Here is a 19282-nt window from a genome sequence, read left to right as displayed (position 1 = left end):
TGGATACTTTTCGCAAATGTAGGGCATTTGCCTCTGTTCTCAATAAATACAGGATTTAGGTATTCACAGATTTTTGTTAATTATCTTTGGGAGTAGGGTGTATCAATAAGCGCGTTTATTTCTCAATTTTGCCGAGCTATGCTCAACGATTTACCAAGACATAAAGGACAAAGAAATAAGCTTGTAAAATTGCTTATTACTAAAGGAATAAGACAACCAGAGGTTTTGAAGGCTATTGGGAAAATTCCACGTCATCTTTTTATGGATTCTTCTTTTGAAGATTTTGCCTATCAGGACAAAGCCTTTCCAATTGCGGCAGGGCAAACTATTTCACAACCATACACTGTTGCATTTCAAAGTGAATTGCTGCAAGTAAAACCAGGAATGAAAGTACTGGAAATAGGAACTGGTAGCGGTTATCAAGCATCAGTACTTCATGAAATGGGCTGCAAAGTACACTCCATAGAAAGACAAAAAGAGCTTTTTGACATTACGCGTCAAACCATGCGAAAGCTGGGCTACTACTTTGATATGAAATTTGGAGACGGCTTTGCCGGACTGCCTTCTTTTGCTCCTTTTGAGCGAATCATAGTAACTTGCGGGGCACCAAAAATTCCTGAAAAACTGTTAGCTCAAATGTCCATTGGAGCACGAATGGTAATACCAGTGGGTGAGGGGAGCCAAGTGATGAAGCTTGTAATCCGCGATGCCGATGGAAGTTTTAGTGTAGAAGATTTTGGAGACTTTAGGTTTGTGCCAATGCTTGGCAGCAAAAACGTTTAGAAGTCTTCTTTTATTTCCCCAATCAGCACAAAGCGATTGCCCAACCACGCTACATCGTAGATAAAGGAAACTAAGGTTTGTGTTTTACCACTTTTATATAAATAGGTGGTTTTTGCAGTGTAAGTGTCTACACTTCGATCCATCAATTCATAAATAGTTTCATGATATTCAAACGTAGCACCCTCTTTACGCTCTACTTCATAAGTTTCCCTCAGTCCAGTTAGGCTATTTTGTACCACACTATGTTGATCACTGAGGTTAACATTAAGCTTTTGCTTAAGAATGCTTTTTTGATTGTCCGAAATTGGTTGTTTATCAATCACTTCAAAATACTCGCTTCTGCGAATGAATTGAAGCGTTTGAGCTGGAACACTATCGGTAACCATGCTTAGTACTTTCCGGCCCATTTCATCAAAATCTTCTTGAGTTTGAGCGTGGGCAACATTAATTGTAAATAGAGTAATAAGAAGGAATAGATATTTCATGAATTATTTCTGAGTATGTGATCGATATTGAAACGGCCAAGATAATTGGTTTTTAAAAAATCTAGTATTTATACTTGGGCCAAAGTTTTTGTAGCCATTGACGTATTCCACTTTCTTTAGGATTATTTCCCGGATTATATAAAGTTGTTGAAGAAACTTCTTTTGGCAGATATTCCTGATCTGCAAAGTTACCTTCATGAGCGTGCGAATATTTGTAATCGGCTCCATAGCCAAGTTCTTTCATCAATTTGGTTGGAGCATTTCTTATATGAAGGGGAACGGGCAAATCACCCGTTTCTTTTATTAAGGCTTGTGCTTTTCCTATCGCTTCATAGCTAGCATTACTTTTTGACGATGTCGCCAAATATACCGTACATTGCGATAGTATTATTCGACTTTCAGGCCAGCCAATTTTCTTCACTGCATCAAAAGTAGTGTTGGCCAATAGCAGTGCATTCGGGTTAGCCATGCCTACATCTTCACTTGCAGAAATTAAAAGTCTTCGTGCAATAAAGCTTGGATCTTCACCACCTTCTATCATTCGGGCCAACCAATAAACTGCTGCATTGGGGTCACTGCCGCGTATTGATTTTATTAAAGCTGAAATAATGTCGTAATGCTGCTCCCCATTTTTATCATACATCGAAGGTCGGCTACGAAGCAATTGCTCCACCGTTTCATTAGTGATAGGTTCACCTTCCGCTATGTTGCCGGCTACAAGCTCAAGGGTGTTTAGTAGCTTCCTGGCATCACCTCCGCTGTAGCGCAAAAGTGCCTGACGTTCTTTCAATACAAGCTTTTTGGATTTTAACCATTTATCTTGCTCAAGTGCTCGATCTATAAGTATATCCAAGGCTTCCTTATCCATAGCTTTGAGCACATACACCTGACAGCGTGACAATAACGCACTGATTACCTCAAAGCTTGGGTTTTCAGTAGTAGCCCCTATCAAATTTATAGTGCCTTTTTCTACAGCACCTAGCAAACTATCTTGTTGTGATTTACTGAATCTGTGAATTTCATCAATAAAGAGGATAGGCGTCTTTCCTTGCGCAAAAATCCCTTGGTTTTCAGCTTTTTGAATTACTTCACGCACATCTTTCACACCAGAATTTATGGCACTCAAAGTAAAAAATGGGCGATCCACCTCTTTGGCAATCAGTCCGGCCAAAGTAGTTTTTCCTACTCCTGGTGGTCCCCAAAAAATCATAGAGGGAACTATTTTTTGATTCAAGAGTTTTTTTAGGGAACCATTTTTGCCAAGTAGTTCTTCCTGGCCTATATAATCGTCAAAACTTTTTGGCCGAAGACGCTCGGCTAAGGGTGCAGACATACTTGAATTTCTGATTTTGAAAACGGTAAAAATACTATATTTAAACGCGTGCAACAGGTGAACAAAACTCATACCGCTCTTGAAGATTCTAATCAAGAATCAGGAGGTTCTGGCAGATTATATATGCTGAGGCCTTTTTACTTTGTCCTTTTATTATGGGTGATTTTTTGGGCAGATTCCCGCTTTATGCTAGATCTGTATCACCTGGGTGTTTTACCAGGTTCTGCAGCAGGTATGTTCGGGATTTTCACTTCGCCACTTATTCATGGTAGTCTCATGCATTTGGTAAATAATACATTCCCCATTTTAGCGCTTGGTGCAGGCTTGTTTTATTTCTATCCCCGAATAGCATGGAAGGTAATAATAGTGAGCTGGCTCGCCTCGGGGCTTATGACTTGGCTTATAGGACGTGAAAGTTATCACATCGGTGCATCAGGTTTAATTTATGCTTTGGCAGGATTTATATTCTTGTGTGGCATTTTGCGTAAGCAAGCTAATCTTTTAGCACTATCCCTTTTGGTTGTATTTTTTTATGGAAGCCTGGTATGGGGAATTTTACCCATTGAAGATACTGTAAGCTGGGAAGCTCACCTTGGCGGTGCTTTTGCCGGTTTTGGTCTGGCCATATATTATAGAAAATCACCACCAAGGAGCAAAAAATATAGTTGGGAGTTGGTAGAGGAAGAAGTTGAAGAAGCTGAAAGTCACGATGATATTCCCGAGGAGATATGGAACAGAGAAGCATGGGAAGAATATTCAGGCAGTAATCACGGGATAAGGTATATTTACAGGACAAAAGAACCGGACGATTTAAACGCTGACAGCTAGATGAGAATATTCTTTACGATGATTTTTGCCCTTGGTGTAATTGGGCTTTCTGCTCAAAAATACTTGTACATAAAAAAGGGAAATGAATTCCCAAAAGAGCGAATAGGCTTGAACGAGAGAGTAACTTTTAAAACCTCGGAAAGCACAAAATTCACTAAAGGAATATTGAATGACGTTACACTAACAGCTATTACTGTAAATGGCAAAACGTATGAGTTGACAGATGTTGTAGCTTTTAGAACACACAACGAAATAATGACGGTTACCGGAACTGCTTTGGCCGGTGGTGCGCTGCTATTTACTACATTAGGACTGATAAACCGAGCCACTAGTAGCTATGAAGGAGGTTTGACCAACGGACAATGGATTACAGCTGCATCTTTTTTTGGTGGTGGTTTACTTTTAAGGTGGGCTGGTAAGCGCACATTTAAAACCGAAAAGGGTTGGCACTGGGAAGTAATAGATCTAAATCAAAGTTTGGGAATTGAATAAGAAGGCATGCATACTTGGGGCCACAGGTCTTGTGGGAAGCGAATTGCTTCAGATACTTTTGAATGATGAAAGTTATGATGAAGTGTTGGTGTATACCCGTAAGTCATTAGATATTTCACACCCCAGGCTTTCTGTAAAAGTTGGAAATCTTACAAATGAAGATTTCTTCAAAGAACCAATTCCTGCAGATCATATTTTTTGCTGCATTGGCACTACCCAAAGTAAAACTCCGGATGTAAGTGATTACAAACAAATAGACTTTGGAATTCCGATTCATTCAGCGCAAGCTGGGCTTGCAGGAGGTATGAAGAAGTTTTTGGTTGTAAGTTCTTTAGGTGCAAATGCAGATAGCAAAATGTTCTACCCAAGAGTGAAAGGCCAAATGGAAGATGCTTTACGCAAAATGAGTATTCCTCACCTTCATATTTTCCGGCCATCAATGCTGTTGGGTAATAGGGAAGAATTCCGGTTTGGCGAAGCTTTCGGCAAAGTGGTAATGAAAGTCTTTGGCTTTTTGATTCCATCCAAATACAAAGGCATTCAGGCTAGCGAAGTAGCTGAGGCGATGCATAAAGTAGCCAACCTTGATATTGCTAATGAAGTTTACGAGTCCAAAGAAATAAAGAAGTTGGTTTCTTAGGTTTTCTACTTAATATTCTCAAAAACGCCCATCCCAAATAAGGCAAAATCATAAATCACTGGATCTTCAGGGTTGAACTTTCTAAGTGAAGCATCCAGCTCTTCCACAGCTTTCCAATCATTTTGCTTGCGCTTAAGAAGTCCCAGTGCTCGCGCTACATTTCCAGTATGAACATCAAGCGGGCAGGAGAGTAGCGAAGGCGAAATATTTTTCCAAATACCAAAATCTACACCCGCATCATTCGGGCGAACCATCCACCTTAGATACATATTTATCCGCTTGCAAGCAGAATTTCTAAAAGGATCAGAAACGTGCTTTTTGCTTCTTTTCAAATGGTCAATCTCAAAAAATATATTCCTGAAATTATTGATGCCATTCTTTAAGTTTTCATCACCACTCTTTGGCGTAAAGCAGTTTTCCAAAGAATCATGGCGCAAATAAATGTTTCGCAAAGAAGTGATGAAAAACAGCAAGTCATCATAATTGAAGGTACGGTGCACAAAACCTTCAAAGCGCTGTAAGTCTTTTGGAGTGTGGTTTAGAATAAAATTATGTGGAGCAAAATCCATCCCTTCAACCAAGCGTTTGGCATTCTTAATAATAGTGGGGCGTTGCCCCCAAGCTATAGTTGCGGCTAAAAATCCACTGATCTCAATATCTTCTTTCTTGGTAAAAAGATGAGGGATTAGAATGGGGTCAGATTCTATAAATTCAGTAGAATTGTATCGAAGTGCTTTTTCGTTTAGCAGCTCTTTTAAGTCACTGTACTTCATCACAGATTTCCTTCAGCTACTATTCTCCTTACTTTTTCTAGATCAGCGGGAGTGTCTACTGAAATACCAGAGTGATCAGTTTTTGCAACCCTTAGTTTTTTTCCATCCTCCAGCCAGCGTAGTTGTTCCAAGGCCTCAGCTTGCTCCAGACTACTTCCGGGCATTTCTGCAAAATGCTTCAGCGCAGCTGGTGTAAATGCGTAAAGGCCAATATGCCTCCAGTATTTATGATGGTTTAACCATTCTTCTTTTTTAACACCACGCGCATGAGGGATGGGCGATCTGCTAAAATATAAGGCATCCTGATTTTTGTCCATGGTTAGGAAAACGGTGCTGTCGCCCAACAAATCTTCATTGGAAGTCACGGCACTTGCTAAAGTGGCCATTTCTACACTTTTATCATCAAAGCATGAAGCCAAAGCTTGCAATAGTTCGGGCTCCAAAAGGGGTTCATCGCCCTGAATATTTATGATCACTTCAGGATTGATGTTATTCTCGGCATTGTAAATTTCAAAAGCTTCGAGACATCGGTTGGTTCCACTATTGTGATGTACTCCGGTCATTACCGTTTTACCGCCAAATTTGGCGACAGCCGCCATTATGCGTTCGTCATCGGTGGCAACTACCACATCTGTAAGGGCTTCCTGAGCTCGCTCGTAAACCCACTGTATCATTGGTTTTCCATTAATATCAGCGAGAGGTTTTCCTTCAAGACGGGAAGAACCAAAACGTGAAGGGATAATTCCTAAAATTTTCATGTTGCCAAAAATAGAAAAACCGTTCCGCTAAACAGTGGAACGGTTTTCTCAAAAAATAGGGAAGTTATATTATGAAGTCTTTTGTTCTTCATGAATTCCTTCAACAAATTCCTCAACCATTTTACGATTGAAAGCGTCCAAATCTTCTGGTGATCGGCTCGTTACAAGTCCGTGGTCTACCACCACCTCGCTATCTTCCCAATTTACACCAGCATTCTCAAGGTCGGTTCTAATACTTGGGAAGGAAGTCATAATACGGCCTTTCAACGCGCCAGTTTCTATCAAGGTTTGTGGTCCGTGACAAATAGCGGCTATTGGTTTTCCTTTATCAAAAAAGCTCTTGACAAATGCCACAGCATCCTTGTTTCTTCTCAATTTGTCTGGGTTGATAACGCCACCAGGAAGCATGAGGCCATTATAGTCACCTTCTGAAATTTCGGATAAAGTTTTGTCAACCTTTACATCCATATTCCAATTTCCGTCATTCCAGCTTTTTATTGTACCGCTTTGGGGCGAAATAACATGAACGGTTGCTCCGGCCTCTTCCAATGCTTTTTTAGGACTGGTTAATTCTACTTCCTCAAAGCCGGTTTCGCTTAGAATGGCAATTGTTTTGTTTTCCAACTTTTTCATAATGCTTATTTTATTTTTGTTTATAACTGATTAGCTGCTATGCATAACAGGTTTGTTTTCAATTGGTTTTATAAATATTGCTTACTTGAAAAATAGTTTGTGTCTATAAATGAAAACCCTTTTATCTTGGACGGACTTATCTACAGGTTGTGGAGTTACTATTGTGATTATTTAAAAGAAAATTTATCGAATGAAAAATTGGTTATATGTCTTGCTAGTAAGCGTTTTTGCGTTTTTAAACTCCAATACTGCCTGGTGTCAAAATGCTGTTGAATTAGGTGATTTGTATGAGCAACTTTCTGGTGAAAGCGAGGAAGGTTTAGCTTTATTATTGGAAAAAATTGGGGAACCTGACAATAATAGAGAAAGAGCTAGCAAAGGGGTTTTGTTAATGAAGTTTGCTGCTTTTCAAAGTGGTCCTGGAGATAAACTATCTACCTTTAAAGAAGGTCATACATTATTAGAAAACGCCATTTCTAAAGAGCCCGAAAATTCAGAGTACCTTTTCTTCAGACTTTTAATTCAAGAGAATGCTCCAAGAATTTTGGGCTATAGCGATAATATAGAAGCTGATGCATCTAAAATTAGGGAATCGTACAATGGACTTTCACAAGAGTTGAAAAATGCTATTTTGGCCTATTCGAAAACCTCGAAAGCTCTAAACTCGGAAGACCTTGATTAACAACTAATGACCAAAAATGTACTCGTCATTTATTATTCCCAAACGGGTCAGCTTGGGCGTATAATAGATGAATTTTGTAAACCTTTGCAAGCAGATTATAATCTTGAGCTTGTAAATATCTCTCCAAAAATGGCTTTTGAATTCCCCTGGAGTGGAAAGGATTTTTTCAGAGCTATGCCTATGTCTGCCCTAGGAGAAACAGTGGAATTGGAGGACTTTAGTTTTAAGCGTTCCGAGTATGATTTGGTGATTTTTGGTTATCAGCCCTGGTTTCTGTCGCCCAGCGTTCCGGCAACCTCGATGCTCAGGCATCCAAAAGTAAAAGCCGTGATGAAAGGTACGCCAGTAATTACGGTTATTGGCTCTCGCAATATGTGGCTCAATTCACAGGAAAAAATAAAGGTTTTACTGAAGGATGCTTCGGCCAATTTGGTAGGGAATGTAGCTTTTGCTGATCGCCATCATAATTGGACAAGCGCAGTGAGTATTGTGTATTGGCAATTGTATGGAAAGAAGAAGCGATTATGGGGTATATTTCCAAAACCAGGTGTTTCTGAAAAGGATATTTCCAGTGCATCAAAGTTTGGGCATTTGGCACAAAGCCATATAGAGTCAGGTGATTGGAACGATTATCAACAAGAGGTTATAGATAATGGTGGAGTAGAAGTGAAGCCTGACATAATGTTTATTGAAAGCAAGGCAGGTCGTTTGTTTTCAATTTGGGCTAATTTTATTGGCAAAAAGAAGAACCGAGACCCTTGGTTGGTTGTCTTTAAATATTATTTAGCAATAGCATTATTTGTAGCTTCACCCTTTGTGGTTCTATTAGATATGTTATTAATTAGGCCATTCACACACAAAAAACGTAATAGTAAGAGAAGATACTTTCAAAGTATTGAACTAAACGGGAAGAATGATTAATGAAGTTTATTTAACGAATACAGCTGCATATGTTCCCAATGAGCCGATAGGCAATGAGGAAATTGAGGAATATTTGGGGCTTATAAACGGAAAGGTGTCCAGAGCCAAAAGGATTGTCCTTCGCAATAATGGTATAAAACGAAGGTTTTATGCTTTGCAAAAAGATGGAAAAAGTACGCATACCAATGCACAGATGACTTCGTTGGCTGTGAGATCTCTTTTTGATAATAATGCGGAAAAGCTGAAAAATTTTGACTTACTAAGTTGTGGAACTTCCACACCCGACCAAATGATACCATCGCATGGAGTAATGGTGCATGGTTGGCTGCCTGAGTGCAATGCCATTGAGGTAGTTTCACCTTCGGGTGTTTGTTGTTCAGGTATGCATGCATTTAAATATGCTTACATGGCTGTAAAAACGGGTGATGCCAAAACAGCTATTTCTACCGGTAGCGAAAGGGTTTCAAGACTTTTGCGCTCTGAGGTGTATGAAGAGGAAGTGGTGAATCTTACAGCCTTGGAGGAAAATCCATACATCGCTTTTGAAAAAGATTTTTTACGATGGATGCTTTCTGATGGAGCAGGTGCTTTTTTGATGAGCAATAAGAAAAATGAAACAGGTCTTAGCCTTAGAGTGGATTGGCTAGAGGGTGTTTCGTATGCACATGAAGTAGAAGCGTGCATGTACATGGCCAGTGAAAAAGAGGATGGGGAGCTTAAAAGTTACATGGATTATGATCCTCGAGATCTTCTTACGCAAAGTATCTTTAGCATAAAGCAGGATGTAAAATTGCTGAGCAGTAATATTATATCCTTAGGTTTTGCTAAGCTTAAATCCATTTGGGATGAAAAAGGAATGACAGTAGACGAGATAGATTACTTTTTACCTCACATGTCAAGCGAGTTTTTTAGAGATAAATTAGCTAATGCGTTAAGAGAAAACCAAATGGACATTCCTCAGGAAAAATGGTTTACCAACCTGAGTAGTATGGGTAATGTGGGGTCGGCATCTATTTACCTTATGGTAGATGAGCTGTATAAAAGCGGAAAGCTAAAGAAAGGGAATAAAGTTTTGTTGGCTATCCCTGAGAGCTCTAGATTCTCATACATGTTTGGATTACTAACTGTTTGCTAAACAATGAAAAAGAAAGATCTTCCACAAGATAACAGCAAGCTGGAAAATGTGACCCGTGAGCTTTGCTACACTCAGGATGAATCAGGTGAGTATACTACTGGCCTGAGCAAGGGGTGGGAGGTAAAGGCCAAGGCGCTTGATGTGGCTTGGGAAGATATAAAGGAACGAACTGCTGAGGCCAGAGCTAAAGTAGAACGCGGAGAAGCCAGCCCAATCTTATTCTTTATGGAGCTTCGGCTAATGGATTTACCTATTCTAGCGGGCTATACAGGTTTTTGGAAATGGACCATAAAGCGTCATCTCAAACCCCATAATTTTAAAAAACTATCCACCAAAAAGCTTCAAAAATATGCGGATGCCTTTGATGTATCGATTGAAGATTTGAAGCACATGCGATTCAATGAAAGTTGATTTCAACCATATACAGTCGGCACATTGCGAAAACGGTGTGACTACCAATTTGCTAAAGCATGTTGGTATAAATGAAATTACAGAGCCACTGGCCTTCGGAATGGGAGCCGGGCTTTTTTTTATTTATATACCTTTTCTTAAAGTAAATAATGGTCCTGCGTTTTCATACAGAAGTATGCCCGGACAAATATTTAAGCGCACCTGCACCTCGCTGCATATTCCGGTTACCCGTAAAAAGTATTCTTCGCCTGAAAAGGCTATGCGAGAATTGGATAACCTTCTGGAAAAAGGGCAGCCAGTGGGAGCTCAGGTTGGTGTGTATTACCTTACTTATTTCCCTAAAGAATACCGTTTTCATTTTAATGCGCACAATCTTGTAGTGTTTGGTAAAGAGGGTGATAATTATCTGATAAGCGACCCAGTAATGGAAGAAGCTACAAGGCTCACATCTTATGAATTGCAGCGCGTGCGTTTTGCAAAAGGGCCGCTGGCGCCTCGTGGGCAAATTTATTACCCTGGTAAGGATTTGGTGAAACCTGATGAAGCAACAATTGCCAGAGCGATTACAAGTGGCATAAAGCATAATACTAAGATGATGATTCGCGTGCCAGGTAGCATAGTTGGCGTTTCAGGAATTAAGTACTCCGCTAAGCTTGTAAGTAAATGGCGCGATAAATATGGCGTGAAAAAAGGTGGTCAATATTTGGCGCAGCTGGTGCGAATGCAGGAAGAGATTGGTACCGGAGGTGGCGGTTTTAGATACATCTATGCTGCATTTTTGCAACAAGCACATGGCTATATTCCCAATGATGAGCTACTTAGTATTCCAGAAGAATTTACAAAAGCAGGAGACCTTTGGCGAAATGCAGCTGTGCAAAGTGCTGGAATTTACAAAGGAAGAATTACTGCTCAAGCGGATTTTGATGTGATTCGAGATCAACTGTTTGAAATTGCTGAGATTGAGAAAGGAGCTTTCAAAAGGCTGGAGAAAATTAAGTGGAAGTAAATGCAGGCAGTTCAGGTTCAAAATTTATCCCATCAATATAAAGGGGCTGAAAATCCTTTGATGCAAAACCTAAACCTTTCGGTAAACGAAGGGCAAAGCTTTGGCTTGTTTGGACCAAATGGAGCTGGAAAAACCACGCTGATGTCTTTGATTACGGGAGTAATTAAACCTCAGACAGGAAGTGTGAAGCTTTTAGGCTTGAATATGACAACGCACAAAAAAGAGGTGCGCCATCAGTTTGGCTATGTTCCGCAAAGCTTGTCCTTTTATGATGAGCTTACACCTATTCAAAACCTGGAATACTTTGGTGCTATGATGGGGCTTTCGCGGAAGCAAATCAAAGATAGAGGAGAGGCTTTACTTCATGTGCTGGGGCTGGAGAAGGTAGGTACAAAACCTGTAAAGGAATTTTCAGGTGGAATGAAGCGCAGAGTAAACCTTGCCATTGGGGTTCTTCATCAGCCCAGGATTTTGTTTTTGGATGAGCCAACCGTTGGTGTAGATGTACAAACACGGCATGCTATCATTCAATATTTGAAGGAGCTTAATGCCAATGGAACTACACTTTTTTATACATCGCATCACCTTAGTGAAGCTCAGGAGCTCTGTAATGAAATTGCATTGATGGATAACGGAGAAATCCTTGCCAAGGATAGTCTGGAAATTATGCTCAAGAACCATGGAGAGGAGACGCTTGAAAATCTCTTTTTAAAATTAACAGGAAAGCAGTACCGCGATTAAAATGAAAAAGCTGCTGGCTTCCATAGTAAAGGATTTTAGATTGCTGCTTCGCGATAAGGTTGGTCTTATCTTAATGTTTGCGATGCCTATACTTTTGGTGTTGGTAATTACCAGTCTTCAAAACAATACTTTCAAAATAGTAAACGACCATCAAGTACCACTTGTATTTTTTAATCAGGATGGGGAAGAGGTGAGCCTGGAACTGGAAAGAGCACTCAGAGAAGTGGGTATGTTTGACCTAATTGTTGATTCAAAATCTTCCAAATCTTCCAATGTTTCAGACATCTCAAATACAATGTCAGGCCATGATGCTTTAGTAGGTTTATATATTCCAAAAGGCTTCTCAGATCGCATTACTCAAAATGCGGAACAGCTTACGTCACAGGCTCTGAAAGACCTTGGGGTTGGTGGGGAGGTTGCAAGCTTTAGTGAAAATGCTTTAAGCGATTTGGATGTTTACTATAGTCCAGTTCTGCAGGAATCGTACAGAATGGCGGTGGAAGGGGCTTTAAGAAGTTCGCTTCAGGTGATTCAAAGTCGTAAAATGCTTAACCTAATTTATCAGGCTTTAAACGAAAGTGAGATGCCCGAAGAAGTGGAGCAAGACCTGCTGCACAATGAAATAGTATTGAACTCTCAAACTGTGACAAATGACGGTAGCGGCAAAATCCCAAACGCTCCTCAGCACAACGTTCCAGCTTGGACGATATTCGCCATGTTTTTTATGGTAACCTCATTAGGCAGCAGCTTGGTGAGGGAGAAATTAAACGGCAGTTTTATACGATTGAAGACTATGCCTGGCGGCTATTTGGTTGGAATATTTTCCAAACAATTGGTTTATCTGACCGTTGCCTTGGCGCAAGTAGTGGTCATATTTTCGATTGGTGCGTGGATATTCCCGCACATTGGTTTACCTGCTTTAGAACTGCCTTCAGACTTACTCGCTTTATTTGTGGTTTCTGTAGTTTCAGGGCTTTGCGCTATTAGTTATGCGTTGTGCTTAGGTGTATATTCTAATACGGAAGAACAGACCAATGGATTCGGGGCAGTTTCAATTGTAATATTGGCGGCATTAGGCGGCATATTAGTTCCCAGTTTTGCCATGCCTGAGTCATTTAGAATATTTACCGCTATTTCGCCATTACATTGGTGCTTAGAAGCGTATTACGAATTATTTTTGGCCAGCGGAAAACTGGCTGACCTTTGGCCAAGTTTGTGGCCCATTTTAGCCATCACGTTGTTTTTACAGGTTTTGGCGTTTGTTGGATTAAAAAGAAAGAACCTAATTTAAGTTTCGGCTGTAGCCGGAATACACTATACCCCACCGCTATGGAGAAAGAAAAATTGAAATTAGAATTGAAGGAAAATATCATTGAGTTTTTGAACTTGATGGGTACTTCGCCAGAGGATATTAAGGATGATGAGCCACTTTTTGGCGGAGATCTAGATCTGGATTCAATTGACTCATTAGAGCTTATTGTAATGCTGGAGAGAAATTACGGCATCAAAATTCAAGACCCGAAAGAAGGCCGCAAAGTGTTGGTAGATGTAAACACCATCGCTGACTACGTGGAGCAACACAGAATAAAATAGCATTGAGTGATATTGTAGTAACAGGTATTGGCGTGATTACGGCTTTGGGCGATTCTGCTCAAGCCAACCGTTCGGCTTTAATAGCCGGTAAAAGTGGATTGTCTCATCTTGAGAACTTTGAAACGGTATACGCTAAAACCCGCTACTATGGCGAAATTAAGCACAGCGATGATTGGTTGAAAAATCAGCTAAAAGCTAAAGAAGCTTCAGTAATTCGGACTTCATTACTATCCCTTCATGCCTTTAATGAAGCTGTTGCGGATAGCAACTTATCATTCGAAAATTTACAATCACAGCGAACAGCTTTGGTCAGTGCTAATACCGTGGGAGGTATGTGCTACACCGATTCTATGTACAAAGATGCGAATAGTAAAGAAGGTGCATCGGCTTACATTTCCACTTATGATGCCGGGTCGTCTACCATGTATTTACAGGAGCGTTTTGGCATGAAAGGACATATGAATACCATAAACACGGCATGTTCTTCCTCAGCAAACTCTATTATGTATGGAGCTCGGCTTATTGAAAATGGAATGGCTGACCGCGTAATTGTTGGGGGAGTGGATAGTTTGGCCAAGTTTACCATCAATGGTTTTAATGCACTTTTCATTCTATCACCAGAGCTTTGCCGCCCGTTTGATAAAGGTCGAAAAGGTTTGAATTTAGGCGAAGGAGCAGCATATTTGGTTTTGGAGAAAGCCGAGAATGCAGGTGACAAAAAAGTGTACGCTCGTCTTTCAGGTTATGGAAATAGAAATGATGCTTTTCATGCTTCTTCGCTTTCTGAAGAAGGAGTGGGGCCTTATAACTCTATGGAGAAGGCTTTGCGCAAAGCTAACTTGAAGACTGAACAGATTTCCTATATAAATGCTCATGGTACAGCTACCGAAAACAATGACTCTACGGAGAGCAATGCCATGAAGCGTTTATTTAAAAACGTACCCACATTTAGTAGCACCAAAGCCTTTACAGGGCACACGCTGGGAGCGGCAGGAGCAGTAGAAGCGGTTTACAGTATTTTGGCTATAGCCAATCAAGAGGTTTATCCAAACTTGAATTTTGAAGAAAGTATTCCCGAATGTGGGCTTATTCCACAAAGGAAATATGAGCAACAGGAAGTGAAGCATGTGATGAGCAATTCATTTGGATTTGGCGGAAATTGTAGTTCACTAATTTTCTCGGCTGTATGATGTATTTCCATAAATCATCGTGTATTTCGCCACAAGGCAATCTGGAAACACTGCAAAAAAGTGTGGACAATTGGTTGGTAGCCAAAGAGCCTTCTTATGAAAATATACCACGCGGAGTACTGCGTAGAATGGGAAAGGCCGTAAGAATAGGAGTGGGAGCTGCATTGCCATTAATTGCTGAAGAGGACAATCTTGGAGGAATAATATTAGGTACCGCCAATGGCGGGATGGAAGACTGCATTCGATTTTTGAATCAAATTATAGAATATGATGAGGGCAACCTAACACCCACCAATTTTGTGCAAAGCACCACCAACGCTATTGCCGGGCAAATAGGCCTTATGGCCAAAAGCACAGCCTACAATACTACTCACGTGCATCGTGGTTTGGCTTTTGAAAATGCTTTACTGGATGCCAGCTTTATTTCGGGTGAAAACCCAGAGCAAAGCATACTGGTAGGGGGAGTGGACGAGATTTCGACCTACAATTACAACATTGATTTTTTGGCCGGTTGGTATAAAAAAGAAGAGCTTGACAATACTGAGCTTTACCAAAACAACAACCAGGGAAGCCTTGCTGGTGAAGGTTCAGCCATGTTTGTGGTGAGTCAAAACGCTGAAAATGCCGTGATGAAGCTTGAAGCTTTAAGAACTATTCATACCACGGATCTTACAGATCTCAGCGCTATTATTGAGGAACTGAAATCGGAATATAATATTACTACCATCCTTAGCGGAGAAAACGGAGATTCGCGCATTACACCATTTTATGAAAAGGCAGAAAACAGCTTGCCCGATGCTTCGGTGTGGCGTTATAAGCACCTTAGCGGTGAATACCCAACTTCTACTTCGTTTGCCCTATGGCTGGCCATGAAAGCCTTTGAAGACCATGAGCTTTCACCTTTGATTGATGTAAAGCGAGGAGATACTCATTTACCTGAAAAGGAAAACTGCATTTTGATTTACAATACGTATCACGGGAATCAGCACGGATTTATGGTGGTGAGAAGTAGCTAAAGCATTAATAAAATGACATACGTACCTGATCCAAATGAAACTCAAGAGGGACAGCTAAGAAGAGCATATTCTTTAGGGTTGAAATTGAAAAATTCTGGACTTGATGAGGAGGTGATTTATGCACGACTAGAGAAGCAAGGGATTTCTGAAGAAGTAGCTAAAGAAGTGGCTGCAAATATTTCGATTCAGAGAAAAGAGGACTTGGTAAAAGAGGAGCAACCATTTTACTATTCTGCTTTGGTAAAAGTAGGGGCAGGTATTTTAATCGCCATTGTTTCTTTGATTGTTGCCCCTGATCAGATTATTATTCCAGTGGGATTTATTCTAGGAGGAATTATTTTGGCTATTTCATCAAAACAAAAAATTAAGTAGAGGACTGTATTAAAAAAAACAAAATCCCGCTCCGAAGCATATCGAAGCGGGATTTTTTATGAGAACAAATTGGAGTTTATAGAACTACCAATTTCTTGATGATCACCTTATCCGTTTGATCTTTGATGTGTACAAAATAAACACCTTTGCTTAGGCCATTGGCGTTGTACACAGCTTTGTTTCCTTCTGCTTTAGCAGAAAGCTCCATGCGCTGACCTACATTGTTAAAGACGTTGATTTCTGCGTTTTTCACATCTTCCATTTGTACGGTAAAGCTACCTACAGCTGGGTTAGGGTAAAGCTCAATGCCGTTAGCAGCTTCTTCATCTTCTAGCGCAAGCGGAGTGCTTACAGTAAAATTATAATTGATGAAGCGACCAAAGTCTCCATTAAAGGTTTTAAGCGGAACCGGGTTGCTGATATTTCTAAATCTTAGCGATCCAGAACCTTCATTATTTGCCCAAAAGGAAATACCATTATCACCAGTGTCTTCCAAACGGAAGTTGTAGCAACCAAGTGCTAGATGTACGGTATCAATGTAACTTGAGCTTGCAGCCAAATTATTTCTAGAAAGTACCACATTCCCTGATTGATCGGTTAGGGTATAGCTATTTTGATTGCCTGTAGAGTTAGTAGTAAACATAATAAGGAAATCAGCAGGCATAAATTCTGGAATATCAAACTCTGTGGTCATTTTGTTATTAAATGCATAGTCATCGGCTCCACCATTAGGAGCAGAAACTTCTACATGCATCGTATTATCAGCACCACCGCTTAGATAGTTCCACAAATCATAGCTTCCAGGAAGCGTTACTTCTTCCGTTTCCAGATAAGCTAAGTTTCCGCTCCAGCTAAAAGTTTGTGGGGTAGGGGCATTGTTTACCCAATAATCAAAGCTCAATGAAGTAAGGTCAGTTGTACCTGTATTTTGAATAAGCACTTTTACACCTTCGCAAATAGCGTCCTTACGTCCGTGCTCTGGTGTGCGGGTTGGTGAGATTATATCAATGATGGCCGCATCTTGCGTAAAGTTATCTTGACCATAAGTTACCAACTGGTGGCTCACTATATATCTAGAAGTTCCTTGTGTAGAAGTGATACCATAATCAATATTAGCGGTTTGGCCGGCAGTTACCATACTGGTGATATCGGAAGTTTGAATATCCGTGGCTTCTCCTGGACACCATCCAGCACGATCATAAATCCAAGTTCCTCCTTGTGGGAAAATTGGGTTGATAGCGCACTCTTTCCACACTTGCCAGTTGAAGTCAGCAGAACCACCACCTATATTTAGCCAGTGGTTTTGAGGAATAAACTCACCTTCTTGTCCGTGGCCTGTAATGGCACTTTTAATTACGAATGTTTCGCCATTTGGATTTAGCATTACATCGCGTGGGTCAAAATACCTGTCATTCGCAATATCTGCATAAAGAGGATAGTCTACTCTCCATATTTGCTGAATATCCAAAACCTCACGAACAGGTGTACCTACTACAAAAAGGAACTTAATGTCCATTTCTTCTTGCCACTGCCCACCGCGCTCAATGGTCATTCTTTTTTGCCCTTTAAGGATTGGCATAAAGTCGGTCATGTCAAATGTCCAGGTTTTTCCTTCTTGACCAAAGTCAAGGCCTATTCCGTAAGGAGTTACAAAAGACATAATCTCAAACTTAGAAGGACTACGCTCCCAGTAAGGAAGATCGTTTAGGGTAATTGTTCCATCTGCCGTTACGGGAATAGTGCTTACCTGAGTGCCACTTGGGTCATACACATTTTGTGGGCTTGCATCCCAGTAGGTATTACTACTTAATAGACCTATGCTATCACTTTCTACAGTTCCAGTTTTTGAGAATATTCCGAATTGATTTACGATATGCTGCTGGCGAGCTACAGAATCTAAAATTGTATCCGTAACAATAGTAATATTATACTGTCCTTGATGGAAAATGGTATTGGGTCTGTCGGTAACACTTTGCAGGTTCTTAAAATGATCAACACCATTGGTGGGTGTCCAAATAGTACCATTTATTGTACTTGCATCATTTCCGTTAGGAGAGGCATCAATTATCGTGGAACCACTGCCAGAGTTTAACGGGTAGTAAAGTTCAAGGTTAGCATAGCTGGGGTGGCTGCTTGTCAAGGTTTTGAATCTCCAATCCTGAATTTCAGTTGCGGTAAGAGCTTTATTCCAAATACGTACTTCACTAATAGTTCCATCTATATAATTATTGTGTGGTCCTCTGGTTACTTGAAAGTTGGCTCCAGAGGTGGTGTTGATTGCTATAGCATTGGTGCTAGAGTTCGTTTCTAGCTGACCATCAACATAGAGATCAAGGTTATTGGTGTTGTTACCATCCAAAACTACCGCCACGTGATGCCATTGGCCATCATTTATAGGTGTGGTTCCTATTCTATTACCACCAGCTACTTCAGCTCTTAGCGCTCCAGAACCATCAAGACGAACAAGCCATTTTTGCCCGGTTGCATTGGTTCCCCACGAAACGATAGCTGATCCTGCAAGTGTAGTTTTTACCCATGCTTCCACAGTTCTATTTGCGTTACCTAATATCCCTTTGTAGGTGTTTGCCTCAATATAGTTTGAGCCATCAAAGTTGAAATCATGATCACCCTTTGAAACTAAACCGCTACCACCTGCAGTTCCACTAAAAGTAATAGCAGATCCATTGCTTGTGTTGGTAAATGACGTTTCTACGATAATGTTTGATGTTCCATTCCAGTTGAAAGGAGTAGCAAAATACAACTTGTTGGCACCTGTGGTAAATTGTGTCTGGTGGAAATATACTTCTGTAAAACCAGTAAACTCAGGATCAGTATCGCTTAATGCAGTTGCTGTTGTAGCTTTCAATCGAATTCTAAAGAACTTGGCTTGTCCAGGATTGGAAGCTACATTTAGCGTAAGCGCATCAATATTTCCGGCATAGGCGCCAGCCGCTGATAACTCACTTGCTGTAAATAGATACTGTGTTTTTGCAGCAAAGGTGTCTGTAGGCAAAACATTATTAAGCGAAAGTGAACCAGAGCCAACAGGAGCAGAAGTATCTGTTGGTGTTCCCGTTACACTTACATTCTTCTGAAAGCTTTGATGAAAATCATAAGTAGGAGAACTTAAATAGCTAAAAGTATTTCCGCTATATCCTGAGATGGTATACTCAGGAGTAGTATTCGTAATTGAATCTACATGCGTAGAGTCATGTAAATAGGTATTGCAAGAATAATCCCATTCGCCACATCCAAGGTTTCTATTTGTTCCGGTGGACACTTGTGCATTTTTACAGCGTAAGCTGTACTGCATATATACTTTGTGATAGGAAGTAGGTGCGGTAGGAAAATGAACGATGGTGTCCCTTGTACCTGATTGAAAGTTGAGTGATTGTACCACTATGGTATCGCCCGGACTTTGGGCCATTGCCTCTGTAAAGCCCAATAGGCCTGACAAAAGGAGGAGCGCGAATGTAATTTTTCTCATAAA

21 protein-coding genes are annotated in these 19282 nt (G+C 40.5%); 15 read left to right on the top strand and 6 right to left on the bottom strand.

Annotated features, from left to right (window positions below; all coding sequences use genetic code 11):
• Window positions 1-138: 138 nt before the first annotated feature.
• Window positions 139-783 (top strand): protein-L-isoaspartate(D-aspartate) O-methyltransferase, encoded by a 645-nt coding sequence (locus OWEHO_RS04440; protein WP_014201272.1) that lies wholly within the window; start codon window positions 139-141, stop codon window positions 781-783.
• Here OWEHO_RS04440 and OWEHO_RS04435 read toward each other — a convergent pair.
• Window positions 780-1268, bottom strand: a complete 489-nt coding sequence (locus OWEHO_RS04435; protein ID WP_014201271.1) for a hypothetical protein — start codon at window positions 1266-1268, stop codon at window positions 780-782. The two genes, OWEHO_RS04440 and OWEHO_RS04435, sit on opposite strands and share 4 nt — an antisense overlap.
• Before the next feature lie 61 nt (window positions 1269-1329).
• Complete coding sequence (locus OWEHO_RS04430) at window positions 1330-2601, bottom strand: replication-associated recombination protein A (protein WP_014201270.1); 1272 nt, start codon at window positions 2599-2601, stop codon at window positions 1330-1332.
• 57 nt (window positions 2602-2658) lie between these two features.
• On the opposite strand from OWEHO_RS04430, the gene OWEHO_RS04425 reads away from it, so the two are divergent.
• From OWEHO_RS04425 to OWEHO_RS04415, 3 genes are read left to right on the top strand one after another with little or no spacing between them, the layout of a single operon-like run.
• Window positions 2659-3429: a rhomboid family intramembrane serine protease gene (locus tag OWEHO_RS04425; RefSeq protein ID WP_014201269.1), complete on the top strand. Its 771-nt coding sequence runs from the start codon at window positions 2659-2661 to the stop codon at window positions 3427-3429.
• Complete coding sequence (locus OWEHO_RS04420) at window positions 3430-3921, top strand: hypothetical protein (RefSeq protein ID WP_014201268.1); 492 nt, start codon at window positions 3430-3432, stop codon at window positions 3919-3921.
• Entirely contained in the window at window positions 3914-4561 is a 648-nt protein-coding gene (locus tag OWEHO_RS04415) for an NAD(P)H-binding protein (RefSeq protein WP_014201267.1), read from the top strand. Before OWEHO_RS04420 ends, OWEHO_RS04415 begins: the two co-directional genes overlap by 8 nt.
• A 5-nt stretch (window positions 4562-4566) precedes the next feature.
• On the opposite strand, the gene OWEHO_RS04410 is transcribed toward OWEHO_RS04415, so the two are convergent.
• The 3 genes from OWEHO_RS04410 to OWEHO_RS04400 all read right to left on the bottom strand — a co-directional run bounded on the left by OWEHO_RS04410 (window position 4567) and on the right by OWEHO_RS04400 (window position 6725).
• Window positions 4567-5334: a TIGR02757 family protein gene (locus tag OWEHO_RS04410; protein ID WP_014201266.1), complete on the bottom strand. Its 768-nt coding sequence runs from the start codon at window positions 5332-5334 to the stop codon at window positions 4567-4569.
• Window positions 5334-6092, bottom strand: a complete 759-nt coding sequence (gene kdsB / locus OWEHO_RS04405) for a 3-deoxy-manno-octulosonate cytidylyltransferase (RefSeq protein WP_014201265.1) — start codon at window positions 6090-6092, stop codon at window positions 5334-5336. The genes OWEHO_RS04410 and kdsB overlap by 1 nt, the downstream gene beginning before the upstream one ends.
• A 69-nt stretch (window positions 6093-6161) precedes the next feature.
• Window positions 6162-6725 (bottom strand): type 1 glutamine amidotransferase domain-containing protein, encoded by a 564-nt coding sequence (locus tag OWEHO_RS04400; protein ID WP_014201264.1) that lies wholly within the window; start codon window positions 6723-6725, stop codon window positions 6162-6164.
• A gap of 190 nt (window positions 6726-6915) precedes the next feature.
• Between OWEHO_RS04400 and OWEHO_RS17795 the strand changes: the two genes are divergently transcribed.
• Genes OWEHO_RS17795 through OWEHO_RS04345 form a run of 11 tightly spaced genes read left to right on the top strand, consistent with a single transcriptional unit; the run spans window position 6916 to window position 15792 of the window.
• On the top strand, window positions 6916-7407 hold the full coding sequence (locus OWEHO_RS17795; RefSeq protein WP_014201263.1) for a hypothetical protein: 492 nt from the start codon (window positions 6916-6918) through the stop codon (window positions 7405-7407).
• Between the two features lie 6 nt (window positions 7408-7413).
• A complete protein-coding gene (locus tag OWEHO_RS04390; protein ID WP_014201262.1) occupies window positions 7414-8328 on the top strand; it encodes a hypothetical protein in 915 nt (304 codons plus the stop codon).
• Complete coding sequence (locus tag OWEHO_RS04385; RefSeq protein ID WP_014201261.1) at window positions 8321-9463, top strand: beta-ketoacyl-ACP synthase III; 1143 nt, start codon at window positions 8321-8323, stop codon at window positions 9461-9463. The genes OWEHO_RS04390 and OWEHO_RS04385 overlap by 8 nt, the downstream gene beginning before the upstream one ends.
• Window positions 9464-9466: 3 nt before the next feature.
• A complete protein-coding gene (locus tag OWEHO_RS04380) occupies window positions 9467-9874 on the top strand; it encodes a hypothetical protein (RefSeq protein WP_014201260.1) in 408 nt (135 codons plus the stop codon).
• Window positions 9864-10880, top strand: a complete 1017-nt coding sequence (locus OWEHO_RS04375) for a BtrH N-terminal domain-containing protein (protein ID WP_014201259.1) — start codon at window positions 9864-9866, stop codon at window positions 10878-10880. Before OWEHO_RS04380 ends, OWEHO_RS04375 begins: the two co-directional genes overlap by 11 nt.
• Complete coding sequence (locus tag OWEHO_RS04370; protein WP_014201258.1) at window positions 10881-11621, top strand: ABC transporter ATP-binding protein; 741 nt, start codon at window positions 10881-10883, stop codon at window positions 11619-11621.
• Window position 11622: 1 nt separating this feature from the next.
• On the top strand, window positions 11623-12912 hold the full coding sequence (locus OWEHO_RS04365; RefSeq protein WP_014201257.1) for an ABC transporter permease: 1290 nt from the start codon (window positions 11623-11625) through the stop codon (window positions 12910-12912).
• 38 nt (window positions 12913-12950) lie between these two features.
• Window positions 12951-13214, top strand: coding sequence for a phosphopantetheine-binding protein (locus tag OWEHO_RS04360; protein ID WP_014201256.1), 264 nt, complete (start codon window positions 12951-12953; stop codon window positions 13212-13214).
• Between the two features lie 2 nt (window positions 13215-13216).
• On the top strand, window positions 13217-14404 hold the full coding sequence (locus OWEHO_RS04355) for a beta-ketoacyl-[acyl-carrier-protein] synthase family protein (RefSeq protein ID WP_014201255.1): 1188 nt from the start codon (window positions 13217-13219) through the stop codon (window positions 14402-14404).
• Complete coding sequence (locus OWEHO_RS04350; RefSeq protein WP_014201254.1) at window positions 14401-15420, top strand: beta-ketoacyl synthase chain length factor; 1020 nt, start codon at window positions 14401-14403, stop codon at window positions 15418-15420. Before OWEHO_RS04355 ends, OWEHO_RS04350 begins: the two co-directional genes overlap by 4 nt.
• 12 nt (window positions 15421-15432) lie before the next feature.
• Entirely contained in the window at window positions 15433-15792 is a 360-nt protein-coding gene (locus OWEHO_RS04345) for a hypothetical protein (protein ID WP_014201253.1), read from the top strand.
• A 76-nt stretch (window positions 15793-15868) separates the two neighbouring features.
• On the opposite strand, the gene OWEHO_RS04340 is transcribed toward OWEHO_RS04345, so the two are convergent.
• Entirely contained in the window at window positions 15869-19279 is a 3411-nt protein-coding gene (locus tag OWEHO_RS04340) for a LamG-like jellyroll fold domain-containing protein (RefSeq protein WP_014201252.1), read from the bottom strand.
• Between the last annotated feature and the right edge of the window lie 3 nt (window positions 19280-19282).

This window comes from Owenweeksia hongkongensis DSM 17368, assembly GCF_000236705.1.
Lineage (GTDB): Bacteria > Bacteroidota > Bacteroidia > Flavobacteriales > Schleiferiaceae > Owenweeksia > Owenweeksia hongkongensis.
This window is presented reverse-complemented; position numbering and strand designations above follow the sequence as displayed.

What these genes read in the sequence shown, in the direction of transcription:
- OWEHO_RS04340 (WP_014201252.1), bottom strand. Translation starts at nt 19,279, where the DNA reads ATGAGAAAAATTACATTCGCGCTCCTCCTTTTGTCAGGCCTATTGGGC.
- OWEHO_RS04430 (WP_014201270.1), bottom strand. Translation starts at nt 2,601, where the DNA reads ATGTCTGCACCCTTAGCCGAGCGTCTTCGGCCAAAAAGTTTTGACGAT.
- OWEHO_RS04380 (WP_014201260.1), top strand. Translation starts at nt 9,467, where the DNA reads ATGAAAAAGAAAGATCTTCCACAAGATAACAGCAAGCTGGAAAATGTG.
- OWEHO_RS04400 (WP_014201264.1), bottom strand. Translation starts at nt 6,725, where the DNA reads ATGAAAAAGTTGGAAAACAAAACAATTGCCATTCTAAGCGAAACCGGC.
- OWEHO_RS04375 (WP_014201259.1), top strand. Translation starts at nt 9,864, where the DNA reads ATGAAAGTTGATTTCAACCATATACAGTCGGCACATTGCGAAAACGGT.
- OWEHO_RS04420 (WP_014201268.1), top strand. Translation starts at nt 3,430, where the DNA reads ATGAGAATATTCTTTACGATGATTTTTGCCCTTGGTGTAATTGGGCTT.
- kdsB (WP_014201265.1), bottom strand. Translation starts at nt 6,092, where the DNA reads ATGAAAATTTTAGGAATTATCCCTTCACGTTTTGGTTCTTCCCGTCTT.
- OWEHO_RS04345 (WP_014201253.1), top strand. Translation starts at nt 15,433, where the DNA reads ATGACATACGTACCTGATCCAAATGAAACTCAAGAGGGACAGCTAAGA.
- OWEHO_RS04370 (WP_014201258.1), top strand. Translation starts at nt 10,881, where the DNA reads ATGCAGGCAGTTCAGGTTCAAAATTTATCCCATCAATATAAAGGGGCT.
- OWEHO_RS04360 (WP_014201256.1), top strand. Translation starts at nt 12,951, where the DNA reads ATGGAGAAAGAAAAATTGAAATTAGAATTGAAGGAAAATATCATTGAG.
- OWEHO_RS04385 (WP_014201261.1), top strand. Translation starts at nt 8,321, where the DNA reads ATGATTAATGAAGTTTATTTAACGAATACAGCTGCATATGTTCCCAAT.
- OWEHO_RS04365 (WP_014201257.1), top strand. Translation starts at nt 11,623, where the DNA reads ATGAAAAAGCTGCTGGCTTCCATAGTAAAGGATTTTAGATTGCTGCTT.
- OWEHO_RS04390 (WP_014201262.1), top strand. Translation starts at nt 7,414, where the DNA reads ATGACCAAAAATGTACTCGTCATTTATTATTCCCAAACGGGTCAGCTT.
- OWEHO_RS04350 (WP_014201254.1), top strand. Translation starts at nt 14,401, where the DNA reads ATGATGTATTTCCATAAATCATCGTGTATTTCGCCACAAGGCAATCTG.
- OWEHO_RS04410 (WP_014201266.1), bottom strand. Translation starts at nt 5,334, where the DNA reads ATGAAGTACAGTGACTTAAAAGAGCTGCTAAACGAAAAAGCACTTCGA.
- OWEHO_RS04440 (WP_014201272.1), top strand. Translation starts at nt 139, where the DNA reads ATGCTCAACGATTTACCAAGACATAAAGGACAAAGAAATAAGCTTGTA.
- OWEHO_RS04435 (WP_014201271.1), bottom strand. Translation starts at nt 1,268, where the DNA reads ATGAAATATCTATTCCTTCTTATTACTCTATTTACAATTAATGTTGCC.
- OWEHO_RS17795 (WP_014201263.1), top strand. Translation starts at nt 6,916, where the DNA reads ATGAAAAATTGGTTATATGTCTTGCTAGTAAGCGTTTTTGCGTTTTTA.